This is a genomic window from Pseudomonas parafulva NBRC 16636 = DSM 17004 (genome assembly GCF_000730645.1).
Classification (GTDB): domain Bacteria; phylum Pseudomonadota; class Gammaproteobacteria; order Pseudomonadales; family Pseudomonadaceae; genus Aquipseudomonas; species Aquipseudomonas parafulva.
The window spans coordinates 22,012-47,612 of sequence record NZ_BBIU01000002.1; the positions used below are offsets into that span (position 1 = coordinate 22,012).

25 protein-coding genes are annotated in these 25,601 nt (G+C 61.8%); 16 read left to right on the top strand and 9 right to left on the bottom strand.

The window, feature by feature from the left end; genetic code table 11:
* Positions 1–13 precede the first annotated feature (13 nt).
* The 3 genes from PPA02S_RS00290 to PPA02S_RS00300 form a co-directional block, all read right to left on the bottom strand.
* Positions 14–388, bottom strand: a complete 375-nt coding sequence (locus PPA02S_RS00290) for a MerR family transcriptional regulator (RefSeq protein WP_028634274.1) — start codon at positions 386–388, stop codon at positions 14–16.
* Between the two features lie 70 nt (positions 389–458).
* Positions 459–1,034 carry an NAD(P)H-dependent oxidoreductase gene (locus tag PPA02S_RS00295; protein WP_028634273.1) on the bottom strand — a complete coding sequence of 192 codons (576 nt, stop codon included), beginning with the start codon at positions 1,032–1,034 and terminating at the stop codon, positions 459–461.
* Positions 1,035–1,124: 90 nt separating this feature from the next.
* The gene (locus PPA02S_RS00300; protein WP_028634272.1) at positions 1,125–2,171 is read right to left on the bottom strand and encodes a LacI family DNA-binding transcriptional regulator; all 1,047 of its coding nucleotides are present in this window, start codon (positions 2,169–2,171) and stop codon (positions 1,125–1,127) included.
* A gap of 245 nt (positions 2,172–2,416) precedes the next feature.
* On the opposite strand from PPA02S_RS00300, the gene PPA02S_RS00305 reads away from it, so the two are divergent.
* The 4 genes from PPA02S_RS00305 to PPA02S_RS00320 are packed head-to-tail and all read left to right on the top strand — an operon-like array spanning position 2,417 to position 7,968.
* Entirely contained in the window at positions 2,417–4,621 is a 2,205-nt protein-coding gene (locus PPA02S_RS00305) for a TonB-dependent receptor (protein WP_028634271.1), read from the top strand.
* Positions 4,622–4,660: 39 nt separating this feature from the next.
* Complete coding sequence (locus PPA02S_RS00310; RefSeq protein ID WP_028634270.1) at positions 4,661–5,980, top strand: LLM class flavin-dependent oxidoreductase; 1,320 nt, start codon at positions 4,661–4,663, stop codon at positions 5,978–5,980.
* An 11-nt stretch (positions 5,981–5,991) separates the two neighbouring features.
* Positions 5,992–7,035, top strand: a complete 1,044-nt coding sequence (gene mgrA, locus PPA02S_RS00315; protein WP_028634269.1) for an L-glyceraldehyde 3-phosphate reductase — start codon at positions 5,992–5,994, stop codon at positions 7,033–7,035.
* A gap of 3 nt (positions 7,036–7,038) precedes the next feature.
* The gene (locus PPA02S_RS00320) at positions 7,039–7,968 is read left to right on the top strand and encodes an aliphatic sulfonate ABC transporter substrate-binding protein (protein ID WP_028634268.1); all 930 of its coding nucleotides are present in this window, start codon (positions 7,039–7,041) and stop codon (positions 7,966–7,968) included.
* 66 nt (positions 7,969–8,034) lie between these two features.
* Here PPA02S_RS00320 and PPA02S_RS22335 read toward each other — a convergent pair whose 3' ends face one another.
* The 3 genes from PPA02S_RS22335 to PPA02S_RS00335 all read right to left on the bottom strand — a co-directional run bounded on the left by PPA02S_RS22335 (position 8,035) and on the right by PPA02S_RS00335 (position 9,681).
* Positions 8,035–8,598 (bottom strand): hypothetical protein, encoded by a 564-nt coding sequence (locus tag PPA02S_RS22335; RefSeq protein WP_050577099.1) that lies wholly within the window; start codon positions 8,596–8,598, stop codon positions 8,035–8,037.
* 130 nt (positions 8,599–8,728) lie between these two features.
* The gene (locus tag PPA02S_RS00330; protein WP_028634267.1) at positions 8,729–9,091 is read right to left on the bottom strand and encodes a cupin domain-containing protein; all 363 of its coding nucleotides are present in this window, start codon (positions 9,089–9,091) and stop codon (positions 8,729–8,731) included.
* A 2-nt stretch (positions 9,092–9,093) separates the two neighbouring features.
* Positions 9,094–9,681 (bottom strand): GNAT family N-acetyltransferase, encoded by a 588-nt coding sequence (locus PPA02S_RS00335; RefSeq protein ID WP_028634266.1) that lies wholly within the window; start codon positions 9,679–9,681, stop codon positions 9,094–9,096.
* 445 nt (positions 9,682–10,126) lie between these two features.
* Here PPA02S_RS00335 and PPA02S_RS00340 point away from each other — a divergent pair, with 445 nt between their 5' ends.
* Complete coding sequence (locus tag PPA02S_RS00340) at positions 10,127–11,029, top strand: DMT family transporter (protein ID WP_028634265.1); 903 nt, start codon at positions 10,127–10,129, stop codon at positions 11,027–11,029.
* A gap of 51 nt (positions 11,030–11,080) precedes the next feature.
* On the opposite strand, the gene PPA02S_RS00345 is transcribed toward PPA02S_RS00340, so the two are convergent.
* Entirely contained in the window at positions 11,081–12,121 is a 1,041-nt protein-coding gene (locus PPA02S_RS00345; RefSeq protein ID WP_028634264.1) for a GlxA family transcriptional regulator, read from the bottom strand.
* Positions 12,122–12,534: 413 nt separating this feature from the next.
* On the opposite strand from PPA02S_RS00345, the gene PPA02S_RS00350 reads away from it, so the two are divergent.
* The 4 genes from PPA02S_RS00350 (at position 12,535) to PPA02S_RS00365 (ending at position 17,726) form a co-directional block, all read left to right on the top strand.
* A complete protein-coding gene (locus PPA02S_RS00350) occupies positions 12,535–13,854 on the top strand; it encodes an NAD(P)/FAD-dependent oxidoreductase (RefSeq protein ID WP_028634263.1) in 1,320 nt (439 codons plus the stop codon).
* An 83-nt stretch (positions 13,855–13,937) separates the two neighbouring features.
* Positions 13,938–15,266, top strand: coding sequence for an MFS transporter (locus PPA02S_RS00355; protein ID WP_028634262.1), 1,329 nt, complete (start codon positions 13,938–13,940; stop codon positions 15,264–15,266).
* Between the two features lie 63 nt (positions 15,267–15,329).
* On the top strand, positions 15,330–16,223 hold the full coding sequence (locus PPA02S_RS00360; protein WP_028634261.1) for a dihydrodipicolinate synthase family protein: 894 nt from the start codon (positions 15,330–15,332) through the stop codon (positions 16,221–16,223).
* Positions 16,224–16,235: 12 nt separating this feature from the next.
* On the top strand, positions 16,236–17,726 hold the full coding sequence (locus tag PPA02S_RS00365) for an aldehyde dehydrogenase (protein WP_028634260.1): 1,491 nt from the start codon (positions 16,236–16,238) through the stop codon (positions 17,724–17,726).
* A 97-nt stretch (positions 17,727–17,823) separates the two neighbouring features.
* On the opposite strand, the gene PPA02S_RS00370 is transcribed toward PPA02S_RS00365, so the two are convergent.
* The gene (locus PPA02S_RS00370) at positions 17,824–18,531 is read right to left on the bottom strand and encodes a GntR family transcriptional regulator (protein ID WP_028634259.1); all 708 of its coding nucleotides are present in this window, start codon (positions 18,529–18,531) and stop codon (positions 17,824–17,826) included.
* Between the two features lie 497 nt (positions 18,532–19,028).
* Between PPA02S_RS00370 and PPA02S_RS00375 the strand changes: the two genes are divergently transcribed.
* The 5 genes from PPA02S_RS00375 to PPA02S_RS00395 all read left to right on the top strand — a co-directional run bounded on the left by PPA02S_RS00375 (position 19,029) and on the right by PPA02S_RS00395 (position 23,782).
* Complete coding sequence (locus PPA02S_RS00375) at positions 19,029–19,880, top strand: glycine betaine ABC transporter substrate-binding protein (protein ID WP_028634258.1); 852 nt, start codon at positions 19,029–19,031, stop codon at positions 19,878–19,880.
* A 115-nt stretch (positions 19,881–19,995) separates the two neighbouring features.
* The gene (locus tag PPA02S_RS00380) at positions 19,996–21,081 is read left to right on the top strand and encodes a quaternary amine ABC transporter ATP-binding protein (RefSeq protein WP_028634257.1); all 1,086 of its coding nucleotides are present in this window, start codon (positions 19,996–19,998) and stop codon (positions 21,079–21,081) included.
* Positions 21,078–21,938 carry an ABC transporter permease gene (locus PPA02S_RS00385; protein WP_028634256.1) on the top strand — a complete coding sequence of 287 codons (861 nt, stop codon included), beginning with the start codon at positions 21,078–21,080 and terminating at the stop codon, positions 21,936–21,938. The genes PPA02S_RS00380 and PPA02S_RS00385 overlap by 4 nt, the downstream gene beginning before the upstream one ends.
* Positions 21,925–22,773, top strand: a complete 849-nt coding sequence (locus PPA02S_RS00390) for an ABC transporter permease (protein WP_028634255.1) — start codon at positions 21,925–21,927, stop codon at positions 22,771–22,773. The genes PPA02S_RS00385 and PPA02S_RS00390 overlap by 14 nt, the downstream gene beginning before the upstream one ends.
* A 10-nt stretch (positions 22,774–22,783) precedes the next feature.
* A complete protein-coding gene (locus PPA02S_RS00395; protein WP_028634254.1) occupies positions 22,784–23,782 on the top strand; it encodes a 4-hydroxyproline epimerase in 999 nt (332 codons plus the stop codon).
* A gap of 97 nt (positions 23,783–23,879) precedes the next feature.
* Here PPA02S_RS00395 and PPA02S_RS00400 read toward each other — a convergent pair whose 3' ends face one another.
* A complete protein-coding gene (locus PPA02S_RS00400; RefSeq protein ID WP_028634253.1) occupies positions 23,880–24,233 on the bottom strand; it encodes a hypothetical protein in 354 nt (117 codons plus the stop codon).
* A gap of 205 nt (positions 24,234–24,438) precedes the next feature.
* On the opposite strand from PPA02S_RS00400, the gene PPA02S_RS00405 reads away from it, so the two are divergent.
* Positions 24,439–24,681: a hypothetical protein gene (locus PPA02S_RS00405; RefSeq protein WP_028634252.1), complete on the top strand. Its 243-nt coding sequence runs from the start codon at positions 24,439–24,441 to the stop codon at positions 24,679–24,681.
* Positions 24,678–25,475, top strand: coding sequence for an exodeoxyribonuclease III (xth, locus tag PPA02S_RS00410; RefSeq protein ID WP_028634251.1), 798 nt, complete (start codon positions 24,678–24,680; stop codon positions 25,473–25,475). The genes PPA02S_RS00405 and xth overlap by 4 nt, the downstream gene beginning before the upstream one ends.
* Positions 25,476–25,601 lie beyond the last annotated feature (126 nt).

The following is a 25,601-nucleotide window of genomic DNA, read 5'->3' on the forward strand; positions in this document are numbered from 1 at the left end:
GCTCCAACCCTCACTAACCGCCGGTGGCGGCTTCGCACCGGTGGCTGGCCGTTTGCAGCTCTGCTTCGAACGCATCCAGCCCCGCATACATTAGCTGGAGGCTGCTGATCTGAGCCATCACTTGTTGTTTCTTGGCCGCGATCGCCTGGGCAGCGACCGACCACGGCAGCTCAAAATCATCCTGCCCTTGCAGGATGCCCTGCATTTCCTTGAGCTTGAAGCCGAGCTGCTGCGCGCACTTGATGAACTTCAGGCGCGCCACCGTTCGCGGGTCATAGACCCGATACCTGCCATGGCGCACGGGCGTTGGCAGCAGGCCGATGGCCTCGTAATGGCGGATGGTTTTGATCGTAGTGCCCGATAGCAGGGCGGCTTTGCCGATGTACATGAAGGTCCTTTTCAGCAAGGGTGCAACGCATCTTGGCACAGGGTTGGCCTGGCTGGAAATCTGGCCGTTTTCAGCGGCGTGCAAGGGTCTCTGCCTGCTTTAGCCAGGCTTCGCGGCGTTGCGCATTGGCACCCAGCACGGGGCCAAACGTCAGCGTTCTCAACGGTCGGATACCACAGAACTGCAAGGTAGTCTTGCGCAGCTGATGCAGCCCAGGCATGCGATATATCCAACGGTAATACCAGGCCGGCGTGTCCAGGGTTACCAGCAGGTCGGCAGTGCGGCCCTTGAGCAGCGGTTTGGGAAACGCCTTACCCGGCTGATAGCGGAATGCGAAGCCCGGCAGGAATACCCGGTCGATGAAGCCTTTCATCAGCGCCGGAATACCGCCCCACCAAATGGGGTAGACGAATACCAGGTGGTTGGCCCACAGCAAATCGGCCTGCGCCGTCAGCAGGTCAGGCTCCAGTGCCTGCACCTGTTTGTAGCCGTGGCGTAGAACGGGGTCGAACGTCAGGTCGCCCAGTAGCAGCACGCGTGATTCATGGCCTACAAGCTGTGCTGCCTCGGTGTACCGATCGGCCAGTGCTGCGCAGAAGCTCTCGGCACAGGGGTGCCCGAGTATGATCAGTATCCGTTTACCCATTGCAGTGTTCACCCCCAGTAAAAGGCAGGACGTTAGAGCCTGCCCCATACGGGAGAGTCAACACCTGTATTCACACCGGCCAAGGCTGCTTCAGATACTCTCCCGCACCACCAGCTGGCACGCCAGCAGGTTCAAGCGTGGTATATCGCCTTCGCCCGCCAGGGCGCCCAGGTGCTGCAACACCCTCTGCGCCGCCACCACACCGATTGCTCGCGAGGGCGGCCGCACGGTGGACAGGCTGGGCAGCAGCATCTGCGCGAAGGCGTAGTCGCCAAACCCCATGACCGCCACGTCTTCGGGCACCCGCAGCCCGGCGCGCTGGCTTGCGAGCAGGGCGCCAGCGGCCAGGTTGTCATTGGCGAACATGATCGCATCCGGGGCGGGGGTGCGGCGCATCAGCGCTTCGAGCGCCTGGCGCCCGGCTTCGAATGGCGCTGCGTCAGCGGGCGGGACGAACACCCAGGGTTCCAGGCCCGCTTCGAACAGCACCTGGGCATACCCGTCACGCCGCTCCAGGGCGCTGAAGTCGCCAGCGACGCTGTTCTGCACGAATGCGATGCGCTGGTAGCCTTTGTCCAGCAAGCAGCGGCATGCCAGTTGGCCCGCCTCGAAATGACGAAAACCCACCTGCAGCGCAGGGCGTTCAGGCACGTAATCCCAGATTTCAACCACGGGTACGTCCGCCTCCGCCAGCATCTTTTCGGTAGCGGGGCTGTGGTAACGGCTGGTGACCACCAGTGCCGCTGGCGACCATCCCAGAAAGGCCCGCACCGCCTGTTCTTCCTGCTCTTGGCTGAAGTAGCTTGAGGCCAGCAGCAACTGGTAGCCGAATGTGCTCAGGGTATCGCTGAAGGCTTGCAGGGTATCGGCGAAAATCGGCCCGGAGATGTTCGGGATGACCAAGGCAACGATGCGCCCGCGCGCGGAGGCGAGGCCGCCGGCCACCCGATTTGGCACATAGCCCATCTGCTGCACGGCAGCTTGGATCCGCTCGCGCAGCGGTTCGGAAACCTGTTCCGGCTGGTTGAAGTACCGCGAGACGGTGATCGACGACACCTTGGCCACTCGGGCGACTTCCGCCAGCGTCACGCGCCCGGCACCGCGGCGCTTTCGAGTGGGTTCATTGGGCTTGTTCACGCTGACGCCCTGGCAATTGTGGCTAAGAGAGGGCCCATGTTAGCGCTAACCAGAGCGCTTGAAGCAAATAGCCAAAAGGCATAAATGGCGCACTTTTCAGTATTTGACGTGCTATGCGGGCCGCTTGGATACTTGCCGTGTTAGCGCTAACAAGCGCTGCTGTTGGCAAGCGCCTGCCACTCGCACGAGCGAGACCAGACACCCACAGCTTCTCTTTCGTCTGGTCTATCAGGGCAGTGTGCATCATGCAGAAAAGCCGCAATCGGTCTTGTTTCAAACCCCCACGCAAACCCCTGGCTACGGCTGTGCTGCTGGCTGCCATAGGGCAGGGCGCCCAGGCAGAAGAGGCCGTGCAGCCTACTGCGCTGGGGGCCGTCACGGTTACAGCCACCCGGCGGGAAGCACCCCTGCAAAAGGTGCCGGTGGCCGTTTCGGTAGTGGAGGGCGAGCAACTGGAGCGGGATAACCGCAACAACGTCGCCAGTATCGTCCAGCAGGTACCCACCCTCAACTACAGGGCCGGTGCTTCCAACAAGGATACTTCGCTGTTCATCCGTGGCGTGGGCACCATTTCGACCTCACCCGGTGTAGAGCCCACGGTCGCCACAGTGGTCGATGGCGTCGTGTTGGGCCGCCCCGGCCAATCTACCCTCGACCTGCTTGACCTCGAACGTATCGAAGTGCTGCGTGGCCCGCAGGGCACACTGTTCGGCAAAAACGCATCGGCCGGCGTACTCAATGTGATCAGCAAGGCCATCCCGGAGCAGGCCCAGGGGTATGTGGATTACGCTCATTATGGTGGTGGCGACGAGAACCGCCTGCGCTTCGGCATTGGCGGGCGCTTCGATGAGCACCTGAAGGGTTCGCTGAGCACGTTGTGGGGCGGCTATGACGGCAACGTGGACAATGTTGCCAACGGCCACCGCGTCAATGGCTACACACGCAAGGGGGCACGCGGCAAGCTTGAGTTCGAGCCAGACGAGGCGCTGCGCCTTACCCTGATCGCGGACTACATGAAAGGCGAAGATACCCTGCCCAGCGGTGTGGTCACCCGTGCGAGCAACGCCTTTGCCAGCCAGTTACGGCCGGTGACCCCCAGTGCCCACAATCGTGACATCAACAGCGACTTCAAGACCCACGTCGAAGATGAAAACCAGGGCTTGTCTGCGCAGCTGGACTGGCAAATGGGCGACTTCACCCTGACTTCGATCAGTGCCTGGCGGGGCTGGAACAACACCCAGTACCAGGACGGTGACCGGCGCGCCTTGCTGCCGCTGACCGCCTCCCATGACAAGGGCACGGTCGATTACGACCAGTACAGCCAGGAATTTCGCCTGACCTCGCCCAAGGGCCAGTTCAACGAATATGTACTGGGCGCCTTCTACATGCACGGCAAGTCGCAGGAAACCTACCAGCGCCTGTCGGTGAATGGCGGCATCGCCAACCTCGGCCGCGCCGATTACGCTACCCGCAACGACAGCGTGGCGCTGTTCGGCGAAAACACCTTCAACTTCACCGACGACTTGCGCGCCATCTTCGGGCTGCGCTGGACCCACGATGACCTCGACTATGATCACCGCCGCGTGTCCACCTCGGCCACCGCCGTGACCGGTATCCAGCCCTCTACCGCCAGCAAAGCGTCGGTGGACGAGGACGGGTGGAGCGGACGGACCGGGCTGCAGTACGATTTCAACGACAACCTGACCGGCTATGTCACCTATTCCCGGGGCTACAAAGGCCCGGCCTACAACGTGTTCTTCAACATGCAGCCGCGTGACACCCAGGCGCTCAAGCCCGAAACCTCCGACGCCTACGAGATCGGCCTGAAGAGCACGGCGCTGGACAATCGCCTCACCGCCAACCTGGCCGTCTTCCACACCGATTACGACAACTACCAGGCGAACTTCTTCGACACCGTGGCCAACCAGGTGGTCACCCGGCTGGTGAACGCCGGCAAGGTCAAGACCCAGGGTGTAGAACTGGATGCCAGCCTGCAGGCCACCTCGCGCCTGAAACTGTCGGCCGCCGTGGCCTACACCAAGGCGCGCGTCGATCACTTCAACTGCCCGCCAGGGGCAGCCGCCAACTGCAATATTGACGGCGGCCACCTGCCGTTCACCCCGGACTGGAAAACCTACCTGCGGGCTGACTACGTGATCCCGCTGGACAACGGCCTGGACGTGGAACTGAGCAGTGATTACAGCTGGCAGGACGCCGTGCAGTTCAGCCTCGACCAGAACCCGGACACCGTCCAGGGCGCGTATGGCATCTGGAATGCCAGCGTTGCCCTGGCCGACTACAACGCCGGCTGGCGCGTGGCGCTGCTGGGCAAGAACCTGGGCGACACGTCGTACGCGCAGATGCTGTCCAGCGGCGGTGACTACATCTACCGCTCGGTGCCCCGGGACGACGGGCGCTACTTCGGCGTGCAACTGCGCAAGGACTTCTGAGCCTCCGGCTGCCGTATTTGTGTATTGAAGGAGAACCCCATGTCCCGTCAAATGAGCCTGGGCGCGTTTCTGATGGCTACCGGGCACCACGTTGCCGCCTGGCGCCACCCGCAGGTGCCGGCGGACCCGCTGGACTTTGCCATCTACCGGCGCACGGCGCAGATCGCCGAAGCGGCGTGCTTCGACGCCCTGTTCGTGGCCGACAGCGTGGCAGCGCCCGCCGAACCCTGGGCGAGCCTGAGCGCCCGCTCGGTGTATTTTGAACCGTTGACCTTGCTGTCGGCGCTCAGCACGGTCACCGAGCGCATCGGGCTGATCGCCACCGCCACCACCAGTTACAACGAGCCGTACCATGTGGCACGTAAATTCGCTTCGCTGGACCACCTGTCTGCGGGGCGTGCCGGGTGGAACCTGGTGACTTCTGACGCGGCCGCCGAGGCCGGTAACTTCGGCCTTGAGTCGCACATTTCGCACGCCGAGCGCTACGCCCGTGCCCGTGAATTCCAGCAGGTCGTGCAAGGCTTGTGGGACAGCTGGGCGGACGATGCCTTCGTGCGCGACAAAGCCAGCGGCCTGTTTCACCCGCCCCATGCGGTGCGCACGCTCGACCACGCCGGTGAGCATTTCCGTGTCAAAGGCCCGCTGAATGTGGCCCGCTCGCCCCAGGGGCGGCCCGTATTGGTCCAGGCGGGTTCCTCAGAAGCCGGCCGCGCGTTGGCGGCACAGAGCGCCGAAGTGGTGTTCACTGCACAGCCCAGCCTGGAAACGGCGCGGGCGTTCTACGCCGACGTAAAAGGGCGACTGGCCAGTTACGGGCGGGATCCGAACGCCCTTAAGATCATGCCCGGTGTGTTCGTGGTAGTGGGGCAAAGCCAGGCACAAGCCGAAGACAAGTACCAAGCGTTTCAGGACCTGGTCGACCCCCGTGTCGGGGTGGGCCTGCTAGGGCGCATGCTGGGCAACTTCGACCTGTCCGGCTACCCGCTGGACGGCCCGCTACCACCGCTGCCGCCCACCGACAACGGCCAACGCAGCCGCCAGGCTTTACTGACCGAGCTGGCCGGCAGCGAGCAACTGACCTTGGCGCAGCTGGGCCGGCGCATCGCCGGGGGGCGAGGGCACCACAGCGTGGTGGGCACGCCGTCGCAGATTGCCGATGAACTGCAGGCCTGGTTCGAAGGCAGTGCAGCCGATGGCTTCAACGTACTGGTCCCCCACCTGCCGTTGGGGCTCGAAGACTTCGCCCTGCACGTGGTGCCCGAACTGCAGCGACGTGGCCTGTTCCGTCGCCACTATCAAGGCAAGACGCTGCGCGAGCATCTAGGCCTGCAACGCCCGGCCAACCCCCATTTTGTTTGACGAGAATCCCCATGAGCTATCACGCAAACCCCGACCGTTATGCACGCATGCCCTACCGCCGGGTAGGGCGCAGTGGCTTGGTGCTACCGGCCCTCTCACTGGGGCTGTGGCACAATTTTGGTGATGCCACGCCCATCAGCACCCAGCGCGCCTTGCTGCATACCGCCTTTGATGCCGGTATCAACCATTTTGACCTGGCCAACAACTACGGCCCGCCGTACGGCAGCGCCGAGGTGAATTTCGGCCGCCTGCTGCGCGAGGACCTGCGCAGCTATCGGGATGAACTGATCATCTCCAGCAAGGCTGGTTGGGACATGTGGCCCGGGCCGTACGGGCAGGGCGGCAGCTCACGCAAATACCTGATCGCCAGCCTGGACCAGAGCCTGGCGCGCCTGGGGCTGGACTATGTGGATATTTTCTATTCCCACCGCTTCGATGCCGATACCCCGCTGGAAGAAACGGCCATTGCGCTGGCCGATATCGTGCGCCAGGGCAAAGCGTTATACATCGGTATCTCGTCCTACTCGGCAGGCAAAACCGCCGAGATGGCAGCGCTGCTCGACACGCTCAACGTGCCGCTGCTGATCCACCAGCCGTCCTACAACCTGTTCAACCGCTGGATAGAGCGCGACCTACTCGACACCACTGCGGCCGTGGGGGCCGGGGTGATCGTGTTCACCGCGTTGGCCCAGGGGCTGCTCAGCGACAAGTACCTTGACGGCATTCCGGCCGATGCACGGGTCAACCGCGCAGGCGGCGGGTCGCTGCTGCCCCAGCATTTGTCTGAAGCCAACATCGCCCGTGCGCGCGCCCTGAACGCCATCGCCCACCAGCGTGGCCAGAGCCTGGCCCAGCTGGCATTGGCCTGGACCTTGCGCGACCCACGGGTGACCTCGGCACTGATCGGCGCCAGCCGGCCGGAGCAGATCACCGAAAACGTCGCGGCCCTCGACAACCTGGCGTTCAGCGCCGAGGAACTGGCTGCCATTGACCAGTACGCCGTTGAAGGCGGGATAAACCTCTGGGAAAAACCTTCGACCGACTGGAAGGAATAAACCATGGCGCTTGCACGTGTTGCCCTACTGCTGCTGGCAGCGCTGGCGGGCCTCGCCCATGCCGGCGACCCGCCCAGCCTGCGCATTGGTTATCAAAAGGGCTCGATCAGCCTGGTGCTGGCCAAGCAGCACCAGTTGCTGGAACAGCGCTTCCCGAACACTCAGGTCCAGTGGCTGGAGTTTCCCGCGGGGCCGCAGATGCTCGAGGCGCTGAACATTGGCAGCCTGGACATTGGCGCCACCGGTGACATACCTCCGATCTTCGCCCAGGCAGCAGGGGCCGACCTGCTGTACATCGGGGCTGAGCCCGCCAAACCCCAGGCCGAAGTGATCCTGGTGCCCAACGGCAGCCCGATTACCCAGGTGGCCGGGCTCAAGGGCAAGCGTATCGCCCTGCAGAAGGGGTCGAGTGCGCACAACCTGGTGCTGCGTGCGCTGGCAAAGGCAGGCTTGAGCACCCGCGACGTACAGTGGGTGTTCCTGGCCCCGGCTGACGCCCGCGCTGCCTTCGAGCGTGGCAGCGTGGATGCGTGGGCGATCTGGGACCCGTTCTATTCGGCCATGGAACTTGAGGGCAAGGCGCGGCTGCTGGCCGACGGGCATGGGTTGGGCTTGAGTGGCCCCTTCATGCTGGGCGCCCGGGCCTATGTACAGGGCCACCCACGGTTCGTCGCGCAGGTGCTTGACCAAATCAGCCGTGCCGAGGCGCTGACCCGCAGCGACGAAGCCGGCAGCGTGCGGTTGCTGGCGGCGTTCATGGGCCTGCCGGAGGCGGTGGTGCAGCGCAGCTTCAGCCACCGGCCGCCATCACCGGTACTGCCGGTAAGTGACGCTTTGGCTGCGGCTCAGCAGAAAACGGCTGACCTGTTTTTCGAGCACAAACTGCTCCCGAAGCGGGTGCGGGTGGATGCATCGATTTGGCAAAGGCCATGAGGGATCGTGAGACTCGCGGGTATTTCCAGTGTGGCTGTCGGAAAGTTCGGCGGTGCTCGCCTGCGATCAGCCCCAGAAAACCAGGTAGATCTTGCAGGCCACCATGATGACCAGCAAACCCAGCACCACCCGCGCTAACCAGGGTTTGCTGGGTGGTGCGCCGTCCGGGAAGTGGTCAGCGGGGGTTGCCGGCAGTACGCCTTTGCGTTGCAGGCGCATTTCATGCAAGCGCTGGCGCATGCCGCGATGGCGTTTGCTGTTGATCACCAGCAAACCCAGCAGGGCCAGTGCCAGCACCGCCAGTTGCCCTGGGCCGGCGTAGCGAGTACCGAACAGGCTGGCGGCTACCAGCGCGGGCGCCAGCAGGCAAGGCACTACCAGCCAGATGCCCCAACGCAAACCCCGGATGAAGGCGAACTGACCTGTGCACAGCAGTAGTACCAGGCCCAGCAGTACTGCCATGGCGTAGTTCCCGCTGTCAGGCACACCACGCAGATAACTGTGTTGCCAGAGCGCGATGCCGCTTCCTGACGCCAGCGCACAGAGCAAGAAGCCGCCCGCAAAGCTTGGGAAAAACCGCGCCATGAACGCGTCGAATTGGCCGCCGCTCAGCCGCCCTGGGTGTTTCATCGCAACGCTCCTTGTCAGTGATTCAGGCTGTCATTGCCTGGATACAGGGCGCGAACAATAGCAGATTATGCGTTTGTGCCCGAAACCCCTGCTGCACTGCCAAGGACGCTCAGCCTGATGCCGAGACAAGTCACGCGCTGGCGGGCAAGAGGATCACAAAATTCTTTTTCATGTTTTCGAGCACCGTCCATTTGCCCTTGGCGCCTGGTTCGATAATGAACGTGTCGCCAGCGGCGAGTGTGACCGGGGCGCAACCCTCGAGCTCGATCACGCAGCGCCCACCCAGAACGTGGCAGAACTCCCAGACTTTGTAGTCGATGCGCCAGGCGCCGATGCTGGCTTCCCACTCCCCGGAAATGCGACCTTGCTGTTCATCGTGATAGTACTTGGAGGTCAGCGTGTGGGGGTCACCTTCCAGGACTTCTTCGAAAAAGGGAAGGTCGCGCACCGGTTGGATATCCAGGTCGCGGAATACGGTCAGCGTCTTGTTCATCATTATTTCTCGAGCAGGTTGTGGGTAGGGCGATACATCAAGTAGGCGTCACCGGTTACGCCCAGCATCGGGTGCGCAACGATCTGGCAGGTTTTAACAACCTGGAAGCCATGGCGTTCATAGAACCGGCGTGCGCCGTGGTTTTCTGCATAATCGATCAGGCATAGCCCCTCCAGCCCGGCAGCATCGGCGCGCTGCTGGGCATGGCGAAGAAACTGCACGCCAAGCCCTTGGCCGCGCCAGGCCTCATCCAGGGCCAGGCTGGAGATGTACAAGGTGTTGGGTATTTCCATGTCGGCATAAGGCGCAAGCACCGGGTCGGTCTCGACATGCCCGTCAGGCGTGGCGTGCAATGCATAGCTGTGCATCATGCCGATGACGCGCCCTGCGTCGGTGGCCATCAGGCAGTTCTTGTAGGAGAAGTCGCCCTGCTCCCGGGCATAGCGGGCCGCACCGACACTGAGCAGTGCTTCACCCGGTGCGGCAAGCTTGCTCCATATGTAATCGGCCATGCCCTCTGAGGTCAGTTGAAAGAAGCGCGCGATATCGTGCGCATCCGAGGCTTGAGCGGGTCTGAATTCGATGGGCATGCAAGGTGCTCCCGTGGCATCGGGTGGTTAGTTTCTAAAGGGTTACGCCTTTGGCAAGGTGGCAGATTAGGAGGTTGGAAACGTTGCCATCATGCTCTGGGCGAACACTGTCAACACAAGGTGCGACGTTGGCTTCCTGCTCCGACCTTTACCTGGGATGCCTTCAAGGGTGTACAGAATGGCGTGTCTATTTTTGACAAGGGCACGTCCTCTCAAGGCGATAGAGGCCCCTCTTGGCGGGCCATAATTCACATAACGGCTTACTGCGCGCTATCGGTAAGCCGCTGCACTATCTGCGAGTAAGCAGCCTCGTCTCATAATTCCAACGCTGCAGCGCCCCGCACCGGCCCGCCGGTAGCACCTCATAACTATAAATTTCCAATCACACTCAACGCCGCGCTGCGACTGTGCGGATTGCGTTCGCGCACCTTTTGAGACGACTGCCATGATCGCTACTTCTGTTTCTGCGGCCGGTGTTGCCCCCGGTCATCGTAATGCACTGCTCTGGGCGCATATCGCTGCCTTGCTGTTCGGCCTTACCGGTATCCTCGGGGCGTTGATCCTGGCAGACGCCAGTATCATCACCTTTGGCCGGGCGACCTTTGCCTTCATTGCGCTGGGTTTCGTTGCGGGCCTTAAAGGGACGCGTCTACTCGACGCCCTGACCTGGCGCAACGTGCCCGTGCTCGGCCTTACCGGCACGTTGTTGGCAGCACACTGGGTGACATTCTTCATTGCCGTAAAGGTCGGAGGGGTAGCGGTAGCCACGCTCGGTTTCGCCAGCTTCCCGGCCTTCATTGCCCTCATTGACCTGCTGTTCTTCCGCGAACGCATCAGCCGTAGCGAAGGGCTTTTACTGCTGATGGTAACGGCTGGCCTGGTACTGGTGGTGCCTACGTTCGACCTGCTCAACGAGGGTACTGTCGGGCTGATCTGGGGGCTGGGCTCGGGCGTTTCATTCGCGTTGCTGGCAGTGGTGAACCGGCGGCACACCACGCACATGAAAGCCTTGCAGGTGGCATTCTGGCAGAACGTTGTGGTTGCCCTGCTGATGGTGCCCTTCGCGTTTGATCATCTGCCGGCTATCGGTCTGCATGCACAGGACTGGATGTACCTGGCGCTGCTCGGCGTGTTCTGCACCGGGCTTTCGCAGGTTCTCTTCGTCAAGAGTCTGGAGGGTTTGCAAGCTCGCACCGCGGGCATGATCATCGCCCTGGAGCCCGTTTACGCCATCCTTGGCGCGTGGTGGCTGTTCGAGGATGAGCCATCGCTGCGCATGGCTGCAGGGGCATTGCTGGTTGTTCTGGCAACAGTACTCGGTGCGCGCTGCAAGCCTACCCCCCATTAACGCCGCGAACCGGGCACTGAGCCCCAGGTGCGCTGTTGATGGGGCCGGGGCTCACTTCACTTCACGCTGCATGCTTTTAATGCACCCAAAGCGTTTTTCCTTGGAAGGGCTGTAGCCGAAGAATGCCGTATAGCATTTGCTGAAATGGCTCGCCGAAACGAAGCCGCAGGCGATTGCCACACTCAGTAGTGGCAGCTCTGAGTACTGCAGCAGGCGGCGGCTTTCGGTAATGCGCAGCTCCATATAGTACCGAACTGGGGTAGTGCCCAGTTGGTGCTGAAACAGGCGGCCTATCTGCCGCTTCGAACGGCCTACATAGCTGGCCAGCTGATCCTGGCTCAAGGGCTCTTCAAGGTTGGCGCTCATCAGGTTGATGGCCTCGCGCAAAGGCTCGCTGATGTTCGCATGGGGAGCGGGGCTGGCGCGGCGGTAGCGCGACGCCTCGAAAGCCAGGATCGCGGTGATGCCGTCGGTGAGTTGCGTACCCCGTTTCGTGCCCAGCCATTCGAGCACCATATTGAACGCGCCGGCAGGGCTGGCAGCGCTCAAGCGGTCCCGGTCCACCACGAAGCTCTCGGAGCTGACATGGCTGCGCGGCGCTGTCTCGGCCACTGCGGCCCGGTGCTCTGGGTGCACGGTGCAGCGGTAGCCATCCAGCAGGCCGGCCTGGCTCATGAACCATGCACCATTCCAAAGCCCTGCAAGTGCGACGCCTTTGTGCGCGAGCGCCTGCAGCCAACCCGTCAATTGCACCGAAGCGACCAGTGGGGTGCGCAACCCTGCGCAGATCACCAGTAAGTCGAGTGGCTGCTGAAGGCCTGCGGTGATGGCTGCTGCGGGGCAGATCACAATGCCCAGGTCGCTGGTGACGGCGGCCCCGTCAACACTGAAGGTGCTGCTGGCGCAACTTCCGGGCTGGATCAGGTTGGCGGTGACGAGTGTATCCAGCGCCTGCGTGAACGCAGGAAGGGAAAAGTGCTCAAGCAGCAGGAAGCCAACCTGCGTCTGCTGCCTGACACCAGCATCGACCGGGGGCGTGAAGCGTGAGTTGTGACCGCTGAGGGTATTGCTGAAGTTGCGCGTCGGGTTCACGGCGGATTTCTCGAATATTCAAGGCGGGTTAAACGCACTGGCAGAGGGTGCTAGGGCAGGCAGCGGCTAATGTATACCAAAGATAGACAATGAATACAGTAGATGGGTATGGAGCCTGCGGCGGTATTTAAAACGTGGGTATCCGGTAGCGTTCAGGCGTAAATAGACATGATTGAGTCGCTAACAGACGTGCCGCGCGCGTGCGGCTGTGAGCGGTATCGAAAGCAGAAAAATATCTGTAGACACACTGTCTAACGCTGCCTATATTCAGTATACAGACTGTAGACATAGCGCCATCGCACGACCTCCGCGAGCTTCGATAACTCGGGCCGTGCAGGCTCGGTTCACCGATTGCCACGTGATCGCGAGGCGGGATGAGGAACAGGCGCTAACAACAACAACTGGTTCCTGAAATGATAAAAATAAGTTCGTTGCCCGCTGACGACACAACATGCGGCTGGTACCACCTCAGTAAAGGGCGGCAGATCAAGCTCCCGCATACCGGCCACACCCATGCTCGCTGGGTGGTGGTGGGTGCTGGCTTTACGGGCCTGGCCGCTGCTCGGCAATTGGCATTGCATTTTCCGGACGACCAAGTCGTTCTGCTGGAGGCCCAGGAGGTGGGTTACGGCTCGTCTGGGCGTAACGCCGGCTTTGCCATCGACCTGCCGCACGATATCGGCGCCGAAGACTACATCGGTGACATTGGCATTGCCCGTACCACCCTCAAGCTCAATATCAGTGGCCAGTCGTTGCTCAAGGACCTGGTGGAGCGTTACCAGATCGACTGCCAGATGAAGCATTGCGGCAAATACCAGGCGGCCGTCGAGCCGCGCGGTATCGCGGTGCTGGAAGCCTATCGACGGGGCCTGGACAAACTCGAACAGCCCTATCAGATGATCGAGGCGGATGAGTTGCCTGAGCACATCGGCACCCACTTCTATCGCAAGGCGCTGTTCACACCAGGTACCTCGCTGGTGCAACCGTCGGCACTGGTCAAAGGCCTGGCAGATCACCTGCCCGCCAACGTCACGTTGTACGAACACACGCCGATCACCGACGTCGCCTATGGCGCTCAGACCGTGCTCAAGCATGCCAACGGATCGATTACCGCCGACAAGCTGGTGCTCACTACCAATGCCTTTGGCATGAGCTTCGGGTTCCTGAAAGGGCGCATGTTGCCGGTGTTCACCTACGCCAGCCTGACCCGGGTAATGACCGATGAGGAACAAGCGCGCCTGGGCGGCAAGCCTTATTGGGGCGTGATCCCTGCAGACCCGTTCGGCACCACGGTGCGGCGTACGCCGGACAACCGCCTGCTCATTCGTAACAGCTTCAGTTTCAACCCGGATGGCCGCGCAAACCGCAAGTTCATCGACAGGTTCGCGGCCCGTCATCGCGACGCCTTCACGCGTCGTTTCCCGATGTTGCCCAACGTGCCGTTCGAATACACCTGGGGCGGCGCCCTGGCCATGTCGCGTAACCACATGGGGTTTTTTGGCGAACTGGCGCCAAACGTGTACGGCGCCCTGTGCTGCAACGGCCTGGGTGTGACCCGGGGCACGGCCACCGGAAAACTGTTGGCCGACTGGCTGGCGGGGGAGCACAACGAGCTCATCGACTTCGTGCGCAAGACGCCCGGGCCCAATGCCAACCCGCCCGCACCCCTCATGTCGCTGGGCTTGAACATGAACCTCAGGTGGGGGCAATACCGGGCGGGCAAGGAGAGCTGAGCCCTTTCAATGCCTTGAATGCCGTGGCCGGCCTTGGCCGCTGGCTGAACAGGTCGGCACTACAGCGGTAGCAGGAGAAAATAATGACAAACTCTGATGTATCGATTGAAGACGTTCCTATCAGCCGCTTTCACCAGTTGCTGACGGTCAGGTCCGGCGGCGGTTCGTTCGTGGACGGCTATGTCCTGAGCATTATTGGCGTGGCTATGTCACAGATGTCCGTGGGCCTGGGGCTGACCAGTTTCTGGCAGGGCATGATTGCGGCCTCCGCCCTGATGGGTATCTTCTTCGGCGGGTTTTGCGGCGGGTGGTTGACTGACCGGTTTGGTCGCAAACGGGTCTTTTTCGTCGGGCCCACCTTCTTCATCCTCGCTTCATTGGCCCAGCTTTGGGTCGACTCGGCGCTCGCGCTGTTCCTTTTGCGCTTCGCGATCGGTATTGCAGTCGGGATTGAATACCCGGTGGCGACTTCGCTGTTGGTGGAGTTTTTGCCCAAGAAAAGCCGTGGCCCACGGCTGGCGACGCTGACGGTGCTGTGGTTCGCAGGCGCCGCAACGGCCTACATGACCGGTGAGACCATTCTGCTGCAGGGTGGGGAAGATGCGTGGCGCCTGGTGCTGGCCAGTGCCGCCGTGGTCGGCGCCGTGTTGTTTGCGCTGCGCCTGGGCACCCCCGAATCACCGCGGTGGTTGATCAGCAAAGGCAGAACCGCAGAGGCCGAGCAGGTCATCAAAAAGGTGTATGGCCAGGCGTTCTCGCTGCGCAACCTGCCCGAAGAGCCCAAGACCCGCAAGCTCTCGTTCCTTAGCCTGCTGCACTCGGGTTACGGCAAGCGCATGTTGTTCGTCACGATGTTCTGGACCTGCTCGGTGATCCCGGTATTCGCGGTTTATGCATTCGCGCCGAAGGTGCTGGGTGCGCTCAACCTCAAAGGTGAGTGGGCGTCGATAGGCTCTGTGGCCATCACCAGCCTCTTCGTGGTCGGCTGCATCATCGCCACCCGTTTGCTCAACACCTTGGGCCGACGCACCACACTGCTGCACAGCTTTCTGTGGTCGGGGCTGGCGCTGCTTGGCCTGGGTGCCTGCAGTGCCGGCTCCGAGATGCTGATTTTGGTGCTGTTCGGTGCGTACGCCTTGTTCATTGGCGGCGCCCAGGTACTGCAACTGGTCTACCCCAACGAGTTGTTCCCGACCGAGATCCGCGCTGGCGCAGTAGGCGTGGGTACCTCCCTGTCTCGCGTAGGGGCGGCGGTGGGCACCTGGCTCGTGCCAATTGGCCTCGACACCTATGGCATCGGCGCAACGATGTACGCAGCGGCGGGGGTTACGTTCATCGGCCTGGCGTTCTCGTACGCACTGGCGCCTGAGACGCGCTCCATGAACCTGCAGCAGGCGGCGTCACTCGCTTGACCCAGCCAAGCCGCGGCGTGCGTGCGTCGTGGTTTTAATCCAACGACATACTGGAGATATACCGTGAAGTTCGAAGGCATCTACACACCTGCAGTGACCCCGTTGTCGGCCGACGGCTCGATCGACAAAGCGGCCTTTGCCGACGTTCTCGAGTACCTGGTCGATTCGAAGGTGCACGGGGTCATCATCGGCGGTTCAACCGGCGAATACTACGCCCACACCTCCCAAGAGCGCGTTGAACTGGCCGCACAGGCCAAGGACGTGCTCAATGGCCGCCTGCCATTGATCGTGGGCACCGGCGGCATCCGCACCGAAGACGCCGTGGCCTTCGCCCAGCACGCCAGGGACATCAAGGCCGATGCACTGCTGGTGGGCACCCCGCCGTATGCACTGCCGACCCAGCAGGAAATCGCCCTGCACGTCAAAGCGGTCGATGCCGCTGCCGGCCTGCCGATCATGCTGTACAACTACCCAGGCCGCATGAGCGTGAGCATGGGCGAAGCGTTCTTCGACGCCGTTGCTGACGTGAAAAACATCGTCGCCATCAAGGAAAGCTCAGGTGACATGGCCCAGTTGCACCGCCTGGCCATCAAGCGGCCGAACATCCAGCTTTCCTGCGGCTGGGACGATCAGGCCCTAGAATTTTTCGCCTGGGGCGCCAGGAGCTGGGTCTGCGCCGGTTCCAACTTCATCCCGCGTGAGCACGTGGCCCTGTACGAGGCCTGCGTGATCGAGAAGAACTTCGACAAGGGCCGCAAGATCATGGCCGCGATGATGCCGCTGATGGATTTCCTCGAGGGTGGCAAGTTCGTCCAGGCCATCAAGTACGGCGTTGCCCTCAATGGCCTGAATACCGGTGGTGTGCGCAAACCGTTGTCCGACCTGGATGCCGCCGAGAAAGACACGCTCAAGCAGGTTGTAGCTGAACTGAAAGCCACCATCGCCCAGATCAACTAAGGAGCCTTGAACATGGCTGACTTGCTGAGCAAGGATCAATACGCGGCCATCGCCGCCGACCTGCAACTGCGCACCCAGGCGTTCATTGACGGTGAATTCCGCGACGCGATCTCGGGTAATACCTTCGTCACCACCAACCCGGCTACCGGCGAGCAGTTGGCCGAGGTCGCAGCCTGCGATGTCAACGACGTCAACGTCGCCGTGGCCGCAGCCAAACGTGTGTTCGAGAAGGGCACCTGGTCGAAGATGCAGCCGAACGACCGCAAGCATGTGTTGCAGAAGTTCGCCCAGTTGCTCGAAGACAACGCCCACGAGTTGGCAGTGCTGGAAGCCTTGGACAGTGGCAAGCCGGTCAGCGAGTGCCAGACCGTCGACGTGCCGGAGACCATCCACACTGTCCGCTGGCACGCCGAACTGATCGACAAGATCTACGACGCTACCGCCCCGACCGGCAATGCAGCAGTGACCATGGTGGTGCGCGAAGCAATCGGTGTGGTCGGCCTGGTGCTGCCGTGGAACTTCCCGCTGCTGATGCTGGCCTGGAAGATCGCCCCATCCCTGGCTGCCGGGTGCTCGGTAGTGGTCAAGCCCGCCAAGGAAACCACCCTCAGCGCCTTGCGCGTGGCGGAGCTGGCCCATGAAGCGGGCATTCCTGCTGGGGTGTTCAACCTGGTGCCTGGCGGCGGCCGCGAAGTGGGCGAAGCCATCGGCCGCCATATGGATATCCCGATGGTGAGCTTTACTGGCTCCACCGATACGGGGCGGCTGTTCCTCAAATATGCCGCAGAGTCCAACCTCAAACGCATCGTCCTGGAGCTAGGTGGCAAGAACCCGGCGGTGGTCATGAACGACTGCGAAGACCTAGATGAAGTGGCCCAGTTCGTCACTGCCGGCGCGTTCTGGAACATGGGCGAGAACTGCTCGGCGTCCTCGCGCCTGATCGTGCACAAGGACGTGAAGGATGAGCTGCTGGCGCTGATCGGCAAGCACCTGAAAGCGTGGAAACTGGGCGACCCGCTCGACCCGGAAAACCGCCTGGGGGCGATGGTCAGCAAATCGCATTTCGAGAAGGTCAAGTCCTACTTGGACTACGCCAACGAGCACAAGCTCAACGTGGTGCAGGGTGGCCATACTGAGAGCGGCCTGCGTGTGCAGCCGACCATCGTGGATGGCGTTACCCGCGACAGCAAACTGTTCGTAGAGGAAATCTTCGGCCCGGTGCTGAGTGTGACCAGTTTCGAAACCCTCGACGAGGCGATCGAACTGGCCAACGATACCGTTTACGGCCTCGCAGCGTCGGCGTACACCGGCAGCCTGCGCAATGCGCTGCGCCTCTCGCGTGAAATTCGTGCCGGCGTGGTGACCGTGAACTGCTTTGGCGAAGGTGACGTGAGCACGCCGTTCGGTGGCTACAAGGAGTCTGGTTTTGGTGGGCGCGACAAGTCCATCTGGGCCCATGACCAATACACGGAGTTGAAGACCATCTGGATCAACGCTTCGTGATCCGAGCAGTCGCGTTGCTGTTCTGACGGCGTTCGGCACGCAACTGGCCACTGCCCTTTGGGGCAGTGGTTTTTTGGTGGCAGCCCAGGCGCCGACATCAGTAAGCCAAGGCGACCTCAACACCGCTGGGTGCGGTGTATTCGGCCATCCGCCTGCGGGACAGCTCCCAGTGGGCCTGGACGATCTGAGTAGCAGCCTGCGGGTCGCGGCGTTCGATGGCGTCGATCATCTGATCGTGCTGGTCGCAGGCCAGTTCAAGGTCGCGTTGCATGTCATCGGTGGTGGGGTGGCGGTAGAAAATCCGCCCCAGGCGCGCGTGATCAATCAGCAACCGGCGCAGGCTGGGCATCAGGTACTCGTTGTGGGCCATCTTGCCAATTTCGAGATGGAACGCGTCGTTGAGGATGACGCGGTTTTCAACGTCTTTACTGTCGATCGCCTGGCGAAACTGCTGCTGGATACGCTTGAGCTGTTCGATCTCCGCGTCGCTGGCGTGCAGCGCAGCCAGTTGGGTGGTGGCGATGTAGATAAGCGGTGCTGCAAGAAAGAAACTTCGCAGGGAGTCGTGGTTCATCGCTGCGACCCGCGGGGCGCGGTTGGTTTCCAGCTCGATGTAGCCCTCTGCTGCGATCTGGCGTAGCAACTCGCGCACCGGCGGCCTGGACAGGCCGAATTCATTGCCAAGGGCGATCTCGTCGACGACTGCGCCAGGCGCAAGCTCCATATTCAGGATGCGGCGACGGAGTGCCTCGCTCAATACCACTTTGCGATCAATCGGGATATCCGTGGCCTTCGGCGCATTCATGGAAGACTTCTTGTTGGTCATGAGGTTGTCTACGGTTTGGATAAGGGCTTTAGAAGGTGATTAGACAGTAAGCCTACACACAGTCATGAAGGTTTTTCGCCGTCAGTCTACGGTATTGGCTTTGCCATCGCTGCTTTTATCAGGGGGGCACGCTGCTGCGCTCGGTGGCGTATCTGCCGTTCATATTGCTCCGACGCTGTACACCCTACGCCCAAGCCCAGGCGGTAGCGCTGTTCAATTCACGACAGAACAATTCCTGATTACGACTGGCCCTGGCCTCGGCGCCCAGCACCTTGACGTGCTCAAGCGCAGAAGATTCAAAGGTTTGAGTCGGATTAATGAATTCTATCTGTATACACATAGAATTCAGTGAGTATTGACCGGCTTGTGCGCCCGTGCCAGTCTCGCTGCACGCGCCCGGTGGGGAGCCCTCGGCAAGCCCGGGCGTGTACTCGGCATAGGCGTCACTTATAAATTCACAATAAAGGTAAGAGCCAATGGGTTACATGAAGAAAGCGCTCTGTGCGCTCGCGATGTTAGGCGCAGCGGTGCTCAACGCGCAGGCGGAAGACAACGTGATCCAGATGGGTACCTTGTCGTGGGAAGACCTGACACCCATTACCGGTATTACAAAGAAAGTGCTCGAAGACTCCGGCTATACGGTCAAGGTGACATCGTTTTCCGAATGGGGCATTGCCTACGCTGCACTGAGCAAAGGCGATATCCAGATTCTGGCGTCGCAGATCGACTACGTCGCCCAGGATTACTGGAACCGCAACAAGAACCGGCTGGAGAAGTTGTCCCCGGTTTCACACGGGTTGTACCAGGGCATCGCGGTGCCCAAGTACGTACCGATCGACTCCCTCGAACAACTCAACGACCAGGCCGATAAGTTCAGCAATAAGATCATTGGCATTGAGCCAGGCTCTGGGCTGATGAGCGACGCGGCGAAAGCGGTCACCGAGTACGGCATCCGGCTCAACCTGCTGGAGGGCAGCTCTGCGGCTATGACCGCGGCGCTCAAGTCGGCCATCGACCGTAAGGAATGGGTGGCGGTGACGATCTGGGAGCCTTCCTGGATGTCGCAAAAGTATGACCTCAAGTTCCTCAAGGACCCCAAGGGGGTGTTCCCGCCACCTCAAGGCTACTACTGGATCGGGCAAAAAGGCTTCTCGGAAAAGAACCCCCACGCCCGTGAACTGCTGGCCGGGGTCTACGTGCCGCTCAGCGATATCACCGCCATCAATGGTGAAGTCAAGGACGGCAAGACCATGGACCAGGCCGTTGCAGACTGGACATCGCGTAATGCCGAGCTGATCAAACGCTGGGAAAACATTAAAAAGCCCTGACCTGAAGTGTGACCGCTGAAGGGGGCGGTCACGTCATTCTTGCCGATCTGCCACTGACACTGCCGTAAACGACTTAAACAATAAAACCAGAACTTGCTGGGTTGACGGGTGTGAAATGAAGAGTTCAGTTAGTTGCGCTGATGATGTGCTGGTAAGTTGCCGTGGTGTGTGGAAAGTGTTCGGCGAGCATATTGAAGACGCTATCCAGGCGAGCCGTGATCAAGGCATCTCCAAAAAGCAGATACTGCAGGACCATGGCTGCGTTATCGGCGTGTCCGACGTAAGCCTGGACGTCAAACGGGGCGAGATTTTCTGCATCATGGGGCTCTCGGGCAGCGGCAAGTCGACCCTCATCCGGTTGCTGAACAAGCTGATCGAACCCAGTGCAGGGCAGGTGCTGGTCAAGGGGCAAGACCTGGCCACGCTCGATGGCCCTGCCTTGCGCAACGTCCGTTCGCAGCACATCGGCATGGTGTTCCAGAGCGTGGCGCTGCTACCCCATCGGACTGTTCTGGAGAACGTCGCGTTTGGCCTGGAGGTACAGGGCGTCGCCAAGGCGGAGCGGCTGTCGGCGGCCCAACGCTCTCTGGACAAGGTGGGTTTGAGCGATTGGGCCTCGCGCTACCCAAGCGAGCTGTCCGGGGGCATGCAGCAACGGGTGGGGCTTGCCCGGGTGCTGACCTGCGACCCTGAGATCATCCTGATGGATGAACCGTTCAGCGCGCTGGATCCGTTGATTCGTCGCCAACTGCAGGATGAGTTTCGCAGCCTGACGAAATCCCTGGGCAAGTCGGCAGTCTTCATTACCCACGACCTGGAAGAGGCCATCCGCCTGGGCGACCGTATCGCGATCATGAAGGACGGCGTGATCATCCAGGTCGGTACCGCTGAAGACATCGTATTGAACCCGGCCGATGGCTATGTGGCCGACTTCGTTGCCGGGATCTCACGCTTGCATCTGGTGAGGGCGCACTCGGTGATGGCGTGTCACGCAGCGTGGGGCATGCGCCACCCGCACATCGACCTCGCTACGCTGCCCGTTGCAGGCCCGCAGGCCGACCTCGACGAGCTGATCAATTGCCTGGTCTTGTCCAGGCGTGAAGCCTTGCTGATCGTGGACGACGGCCAGCCCATCGGTATTGTCACACCCACCGACCTGCTCCGTGGGGTGCAAGGCGCTGAGCGGGAGGCGAGGGCATGAACCTGTCGACCTTTCCCGCCAATTTCGATGCCGCTGTGGACGCCGGGCTGGAATGGTTGACCGACAGCGGCGCCCAAGTATTCGACTGGATCAACGGGGTGCTCACCAGCCTGGTAGATGCTTTGTCATGGGTGCTGAACCTGGCGCCGTTTTACGTCGTGGCGTTGGCGATCGGCGCACTGGCCTGGCGGCTGTCGGGGCACTGGCGATCAGCAGCGCTGACGGTCATCGGTCTGCTGGTATGCGCACTGATCGGCATGTGGGGCGAAACCATGAGCACACTGGCGCTGGTCCTGGCGGCAACCACATTGGCATTGCTGGTCGGCATCCCATGCGGTGTGATCGGTGGGCTGTGGCCCAAGCTCGACGGTGTGGTCGAGCCAGTGCTGGACCTCTTGCAAACCCTGCCACCCTATATCTACCTGCTACCGGCTATCGCCTTGCTGGGTTATGGCTCGGCGACCGCCTTGGTGGCGACGTTCATTGTCGCTATCCCGCCGGTGCTGCGCCTCACTGCGCTGGGTATTCGCATGACCCCACGCGCCTTCATCGAACTGGGCGAGGCCAGCGGCACCCGCCCAATGCAGCTGTTCTTCAAGATCCGCCTGCCGTTCGCCTTGCCCAGCATCATGACTGGCGTCAATCAGAGCCTGATGATGGCTTTCGGCATGGTGGTGATTGCGGGGATCGTAGGCTCGGGCGGGCTTGGCGAAGCCATCTACGGGGCCATACGCACGCTCGATATTGCCCGCTCCATTGATGCCGCCCTGGCGATCGTGACCCTTACCCTGATCCTTGACCGCCTGGCACAGAACGCCACCCCTTCGCAGCGCGAGGCCCAGAATAATGCTCACTGACATGCGCTTTTCTCCGGGTGCCGTGCTGGCGCCAGGGGTCGACTGGCTCAATGCCAACTTCCACCCGTTGTTTGCGTTCATCAGCCGTGTGGTCGACGCCGTGCTGGGCGGTTTCGAGGCGGCGCTGCTGGCGCTGCCTGCGTGGGGGGTGATTGCATTGGTCACCGCGCTCGCCCTGGTGATGATCAACGTGCGTACGGCCGTGCTGGCCGCCGCCATGCTGGGCTTCTGCCTGCTTTCGGGGTTGTGGACGGCATCCATGCAGACACTCGCACTGGTATCAGTGTCCGTGTTGCTGTCAGTGATGATCGCGTTCCCGCTGGGCATTCTCGCGGCTCGGTTCAAGCGTTTCGAGCAGGCCTCCAGCCCCGTGCTGAACATCATGCAGACCGTACCGCCGTGGGTCTACCTGATACCTGCGGTGATGATTTTCAGCCTCGGCAAGGTGCCCGCCATCATGGCCACCGTGATCTACGGGGTGGCACCCATGATGCGCCTGACCACATTGGCGTTTCGCCAGGTGCCGCGCCACCTGCTGGAACTGGGCCAGGCACTGGGCGCTACGCCCCGGGTGATCCTGTGCAAGATCGAGATTCCTTCGGCTGCCCCCACACTGCTGGTAGGCCTGAACCAGTGCATCCTGCTGTCCCTGGCCATGGTGGTACTGGCCGGCCTGGTGGGCGCTGGCGGCCTTGGTGCTGAAGTGACCCGGGGCCTGACGCGCATGGAGATGGGCCTGGGGCTACGGGCAGGGCTGGCCATCGTGGCCGTTGCGTTGCTGCTGGACCGTCTGTCACGCGGCTTGCTGCAGCGTAAACCGGTACGCCAACACTAAGGAGATCTGCATGCGCAAGACGTTCTTCTGCATCGATGCCCACGCCTGTGGCAACCCGGTGCGTGTAGTGGTCGGGGGCGCGCCGTTGCTGCCCCATGTCTGCATGGCCGAGCGCCGTGCCCTCTTTCTGCGTGATCACGACTGGATGCGCAGGGCACTGATGTTCGAACCGCGCGGGCATGACGTGATGTCTGGCGCCATGATTTACCCGACGGTGCGTGAGGACTGTGATTTCGCCGTGCTGTTCATCGAAGTCAGCGGCTGCCTGCCGATGTGCGGCGCCGGCACCATCGGGCTTAGCACGGTGGTGCTCGAGCACGGGCTGGTATCACCCCGAACGCCGGGGCGGCTGGCTATCGAAACGCCAGCCGGCAAGGTGGAGGTGGAGTACGTTGAAGCCCAGGGCAAGGTGAGTTCGGTGCGGTTGATCAATGTGCCGAGCTACCTCCACCAGGTTGACCTCGAAGTATCAGTGCCAGGCCTTGGGGTACTAAAGGTAGACATCGCCTACGGGGGCAATTATTACGCCGTCGTCGAACCTCAGCCTGGCTGGCCCGGGCTGGATGGCCTGTCGGCGGCGCAGATCGTCGACCAGAGTCGGCGTTTGCGCAGTGCACTTGCCCCGCTGTGCGACCCCAGGCACCCGGAGCACGATGACATCCGCGGGGTGCACCATGTGCTCTGGTGTGATGCAGCGCGGCAAGTCGAAGCCAATGGGCGCGGTATCGTCTTTTATGGTGACAGTGCCCTGGACCGTTCGCCAGGCGGCACCGGCACTTCCGCTCGGCTGGCACAGTTGTACGGCAGAGGGCGGCTAGGGGTGGGCGATACGTATTGCAGCGAGAGCTTGATCGGCACCACATACCTTGGGCGTATCGAGTCGGCCTGTAAGGTGGGTGAGTACGATGCCGTTATCCCAAGCGTTTCTGGGTGGGCCCGTGTGACAGGGCTGAACACGCTGTTCGTGGATGAGCGTGACCCTTTGGCGCATGGTTTTCAGGTACTGTGACAGACGTGTAGTTGCAGTGACAGGTCGAGGCCAGGGCATATAGCGGCACAGGCCTCGTCCTGTTTACGATCTACCTGGAGGGTAGGGGCGCTTAGCTTTAACCTCCGCCACCCGCGCCACCCGTGCCGGAGCCGTTTGAGCCGCCCGTGCCACCGCCCATGTTCGACCCACTACCGTTGCCGTTTCCGGTATCGGTCTCTGAGCCGTCGGTAGTGCCATCCCCACCGGTGTTGTCGGTGCCGTTGCTCCCGGTACCGCTAGCGCCGGTACCCATGCCATCTCCGGGCGTACCTGAGCCTGTGGCTCCGCCATTGCCATTCATGTGGCCGCTGTCTTGGGTTTGCGCGCCCGGTGCGCGTTGGTCGTTCATGTCGGTCGCTGCCAGCGCCAGGGGCGCGCTGGCGCCAAGACACAGAGCCAGCACTAGCGATTGGGACTTGAGGATCTTCATGGTGTATCTCCTTTTGGATGCTCACCCTTGCTTTGTCCTGCCCGCCGGGCGACCTGTGCGATGGGGCCGACGTAAGGGACGAACAGCCTCGGCGCCACACTTTGCGGCGCACGTAAGCACGGCTCCTTGTCTCGCGCACACATTGCGGTTGAACATCGCGCCAAGCCCAGGCTCTGACCAGTAATGGTCAAGCGAGGACGTTCAGATGAGCATCGAACGCAGCATCCCCGAACTTGCAGCTTGGTATGCCCAGTACGACGACATCAGCTACCGGCAGGCGTCGCCGGACGCCTACCACCATGAACTGGTTCGCACGGCTGAGGCCCTGCGTGACGACGGCATCATTGACTGGGACGACTGGCTAGCGCTCAAGTCGCTGGCCGACCAGGCGCATGTGCGCGCACTTGAAGATGCAGTGGCGGCCCACGTCAGTGACCCGGACGCATGAAAGCCCTGAAGATCGCCACCTTCAACATCAACGGTATCCGCAGCCGCCTGCCGGCGTTACTGGCCTGGCTGGCGCGTGAACGGCCCGACATTGCCTGCCTGCAGGAACTGAAGGCAGCGGATCGGCAGTTCCCGCGCCAGGAAATCGAAGCAGCGGGGTACGGCTGCCTTTACCTGGGGCAGCCGGCGTGGAACGGCGTGGCCGTGCTGGCCCGTGACAGCGAGCCGCTGGAAGTTGCCCGGCACCTGCCCGGCATGCAGGACGATGACCAGAGCCGCTACCTGGAAGCTGCCGCCCATGGGGTGCTGGTGGGCTGCCTGTACCTGCCTAACGGCAACCCGCAACCCGGCCCTAAGTTCGACTACAAGCTGCGCTGGTTGGGCTGCCTGGTCAGGCATGCACAAACGCTGTACGACAGTGGTCATCCAACGGTGCTGGCCGGTGATTTCAATGTGGTGCCGACTGACATGGACATCTATAACCCGCGCTCATGGGGCAAGGACGCGCTGGTCCAGCCTGAGTCCCGTGCGGGGTTCGAACAGCTGCTGGCGCAGGGCTGGGTCGACGCCATCCGCCATGTGTACCCTGATGAGCGCATCTACACGTTCTGGGATTATTTTCGCAACCACTGGGCCCGCAATGCCGGGTTGCGGATTGACCATCTGTTGCTCAATAGGGAGCTTGCGGCCTATCTGAAGAGTGCGGGGGTCGATGCCTGGGTGCGGAATGAAGTGAAGGCCAGCGATCATGCGCCTGTCTGGATAGAGTTGGGTGCGCGTCGACGACGTCGCTAGTGCACTTTGCCCAAGCGATCACGTCTAGGGGCTTTGGCTATGACAGGTTCTGGATGAGCACACTCTCTCGGGTAATCCCTCGGTCGCTAGAAATACGATAAGGGTAATACGTTGATATCCCTAAAG

Excerpts from the sequence above, each read along its gene's own strand:
- PPA02S_RS00290 (WP_028634274.1), bottom strand. The coding sequence starts at position 388 with ATGTACATCGGCAAAGCCGCCCTGCTATCGGGCACTACGATCAAAACC.
- PPA02S_RS00295 (WP_028634273.1), bottom strand. The coding sequence starts at position 1,034 with ATGGGTAAACGGATACTGATCATACTCGGGCACCCCTGTGCCGAGAGC.
- PPA02S_RS00305 (WP_028634271.1), top strand. The coding sequence starts at position 2,417 with ATGCAGAAAAGCCGCAATCGGTCTTGTTTCAAACCCCCACGCAAACCC.
- PPA02S_RS00310 (WP_028634270.1), top strand. The coding sequence starts at position 4,661 with ATGTCCCGTCAAATGAGCCTGGGCGCGTTTCTGATGGCTACCGGGCAC.
- mgrA (WP_028634269.1), top strand. The coding sequence starts at position 5,992 with ATGAGCTATCACGCAAACCCCGACCGTTATGCACGCATGCCCTACCGC.
- PPA02S_RS00320 (WP_028634268.1), top strand. The coding sequence starts at position 7,039 with ATGGCGCTTGCACGTGTTGCCCTACTGCTGCTGGCAGCGCTGGCGGGC.
- PPA02S_RS22335 (WP_050577099.1), bottom strand. The coding sequence starts at position 8,598 with ATGAAACACCCAGGGCGGCTGAGCGGCGGCCAATTCGACGCGTTCATG.
- PPA02S_RS00330 (WP_028634267.1), bottom strand. The coding sequence starts at position 9,091 with ATGAACAAGACGCTGACCGTATTCCGCGACCTGGATATCCAACCGGTG.
- PPA02S_RS00335 (WP_028634266.1), bottom strand. The coding sequence starts at position 9,681 with ATGCCCATCGAATTCAGACCCGCTCAAGCCTCGGATGCGCACGATATC.
- PPA02S_RS00340 (WP_028634265.1), top strand. The coding sequence starts at position 10,127 with ATGATCGCTACTTCTGTTTCTGCGGCCGGTGTTGCCCCCGGTCATCGT.
- PPA02S_RS00350 (WP_028634263.1), top strand. The coding sequence starts at position 12,535 with ATGATAAAAATAAGTTCGTTGCCCGCTGACGACACAACATGCGGCTGG.
- PPA02S_RS00355 (WP_028634262.1), top strand. The coding sequence starts at position 13,938 with ATGACAAACTCTGATGTATCGATTGAAGACGTTCCTATCAGCCGCTTT.
- PPA02S_RS00365 (WP_028634260.1), top strand. The coding sequence starts at position 16,236 with ATGGCTGACTTGCTGAGCAAGGATCAATACGCGGCCATCGCCGCCGAC.
- PPA02S_RS00370 (WP_028634259.1), bottom strand. The coding sequence starts at position 18,531 with ATGAATGCGCCGAAGGCCACGGATATCCCGATTGATCGCAAAGTGGTA.
- PPA02S_RS00375 (WP_028634258.1), top strand. The coding sequence starts at position 19,029 with ATGGGTTACATGAAGAAAGCGCTCTGTGCGCTCGCGATGTTAGGCGCA.
- PPA02S_RS00380 (WP_028634257.1), top strand. The coding sequence starts at position 19,996 with ATGAAGAGTTCAGTTAGTTGCGCTGATGATGTGCTGGTAAGTTGCCGT.
- PPA02S_RS00385 (WP_028634256.1), top strand. The coding sequence starts at position 21,078 with ATGAACCTGTCGACCTTTCCCGCCAATTTCGATGCCGCTGTGGACGCC.
- PPA02S_RS00395 (WP_028634254.1), top strand. The coding sequence starts at position 22,784 with ATGCGCAAGACGTTCTTCTGCATCGATGCCCACGCCTGTGGCAACCCG.
- PPA02S_RS00400 (WP_028634253.1), bottom strand. The coding sequence starts at position 24,233 with ATGAAGATCCTCAAGTCCCAATCGCTAGTGCTGGCTCTGTGTCTTGGC.
- PPA02S_RS00405 (WP_028634252.1), top strand. The coding sequence starts at position 24,439 with ATGAGCATCGAACGCAGCATCCCCGAACTTGCAGCTTGGTATGCCCAG.
- xth (WP_028634251.1), top strand. The coding sequence starts at position 24,678 with ATGAAAGCCCTGAAGATCGCCACCTTCAACATCAACGGTATCCGCAGC.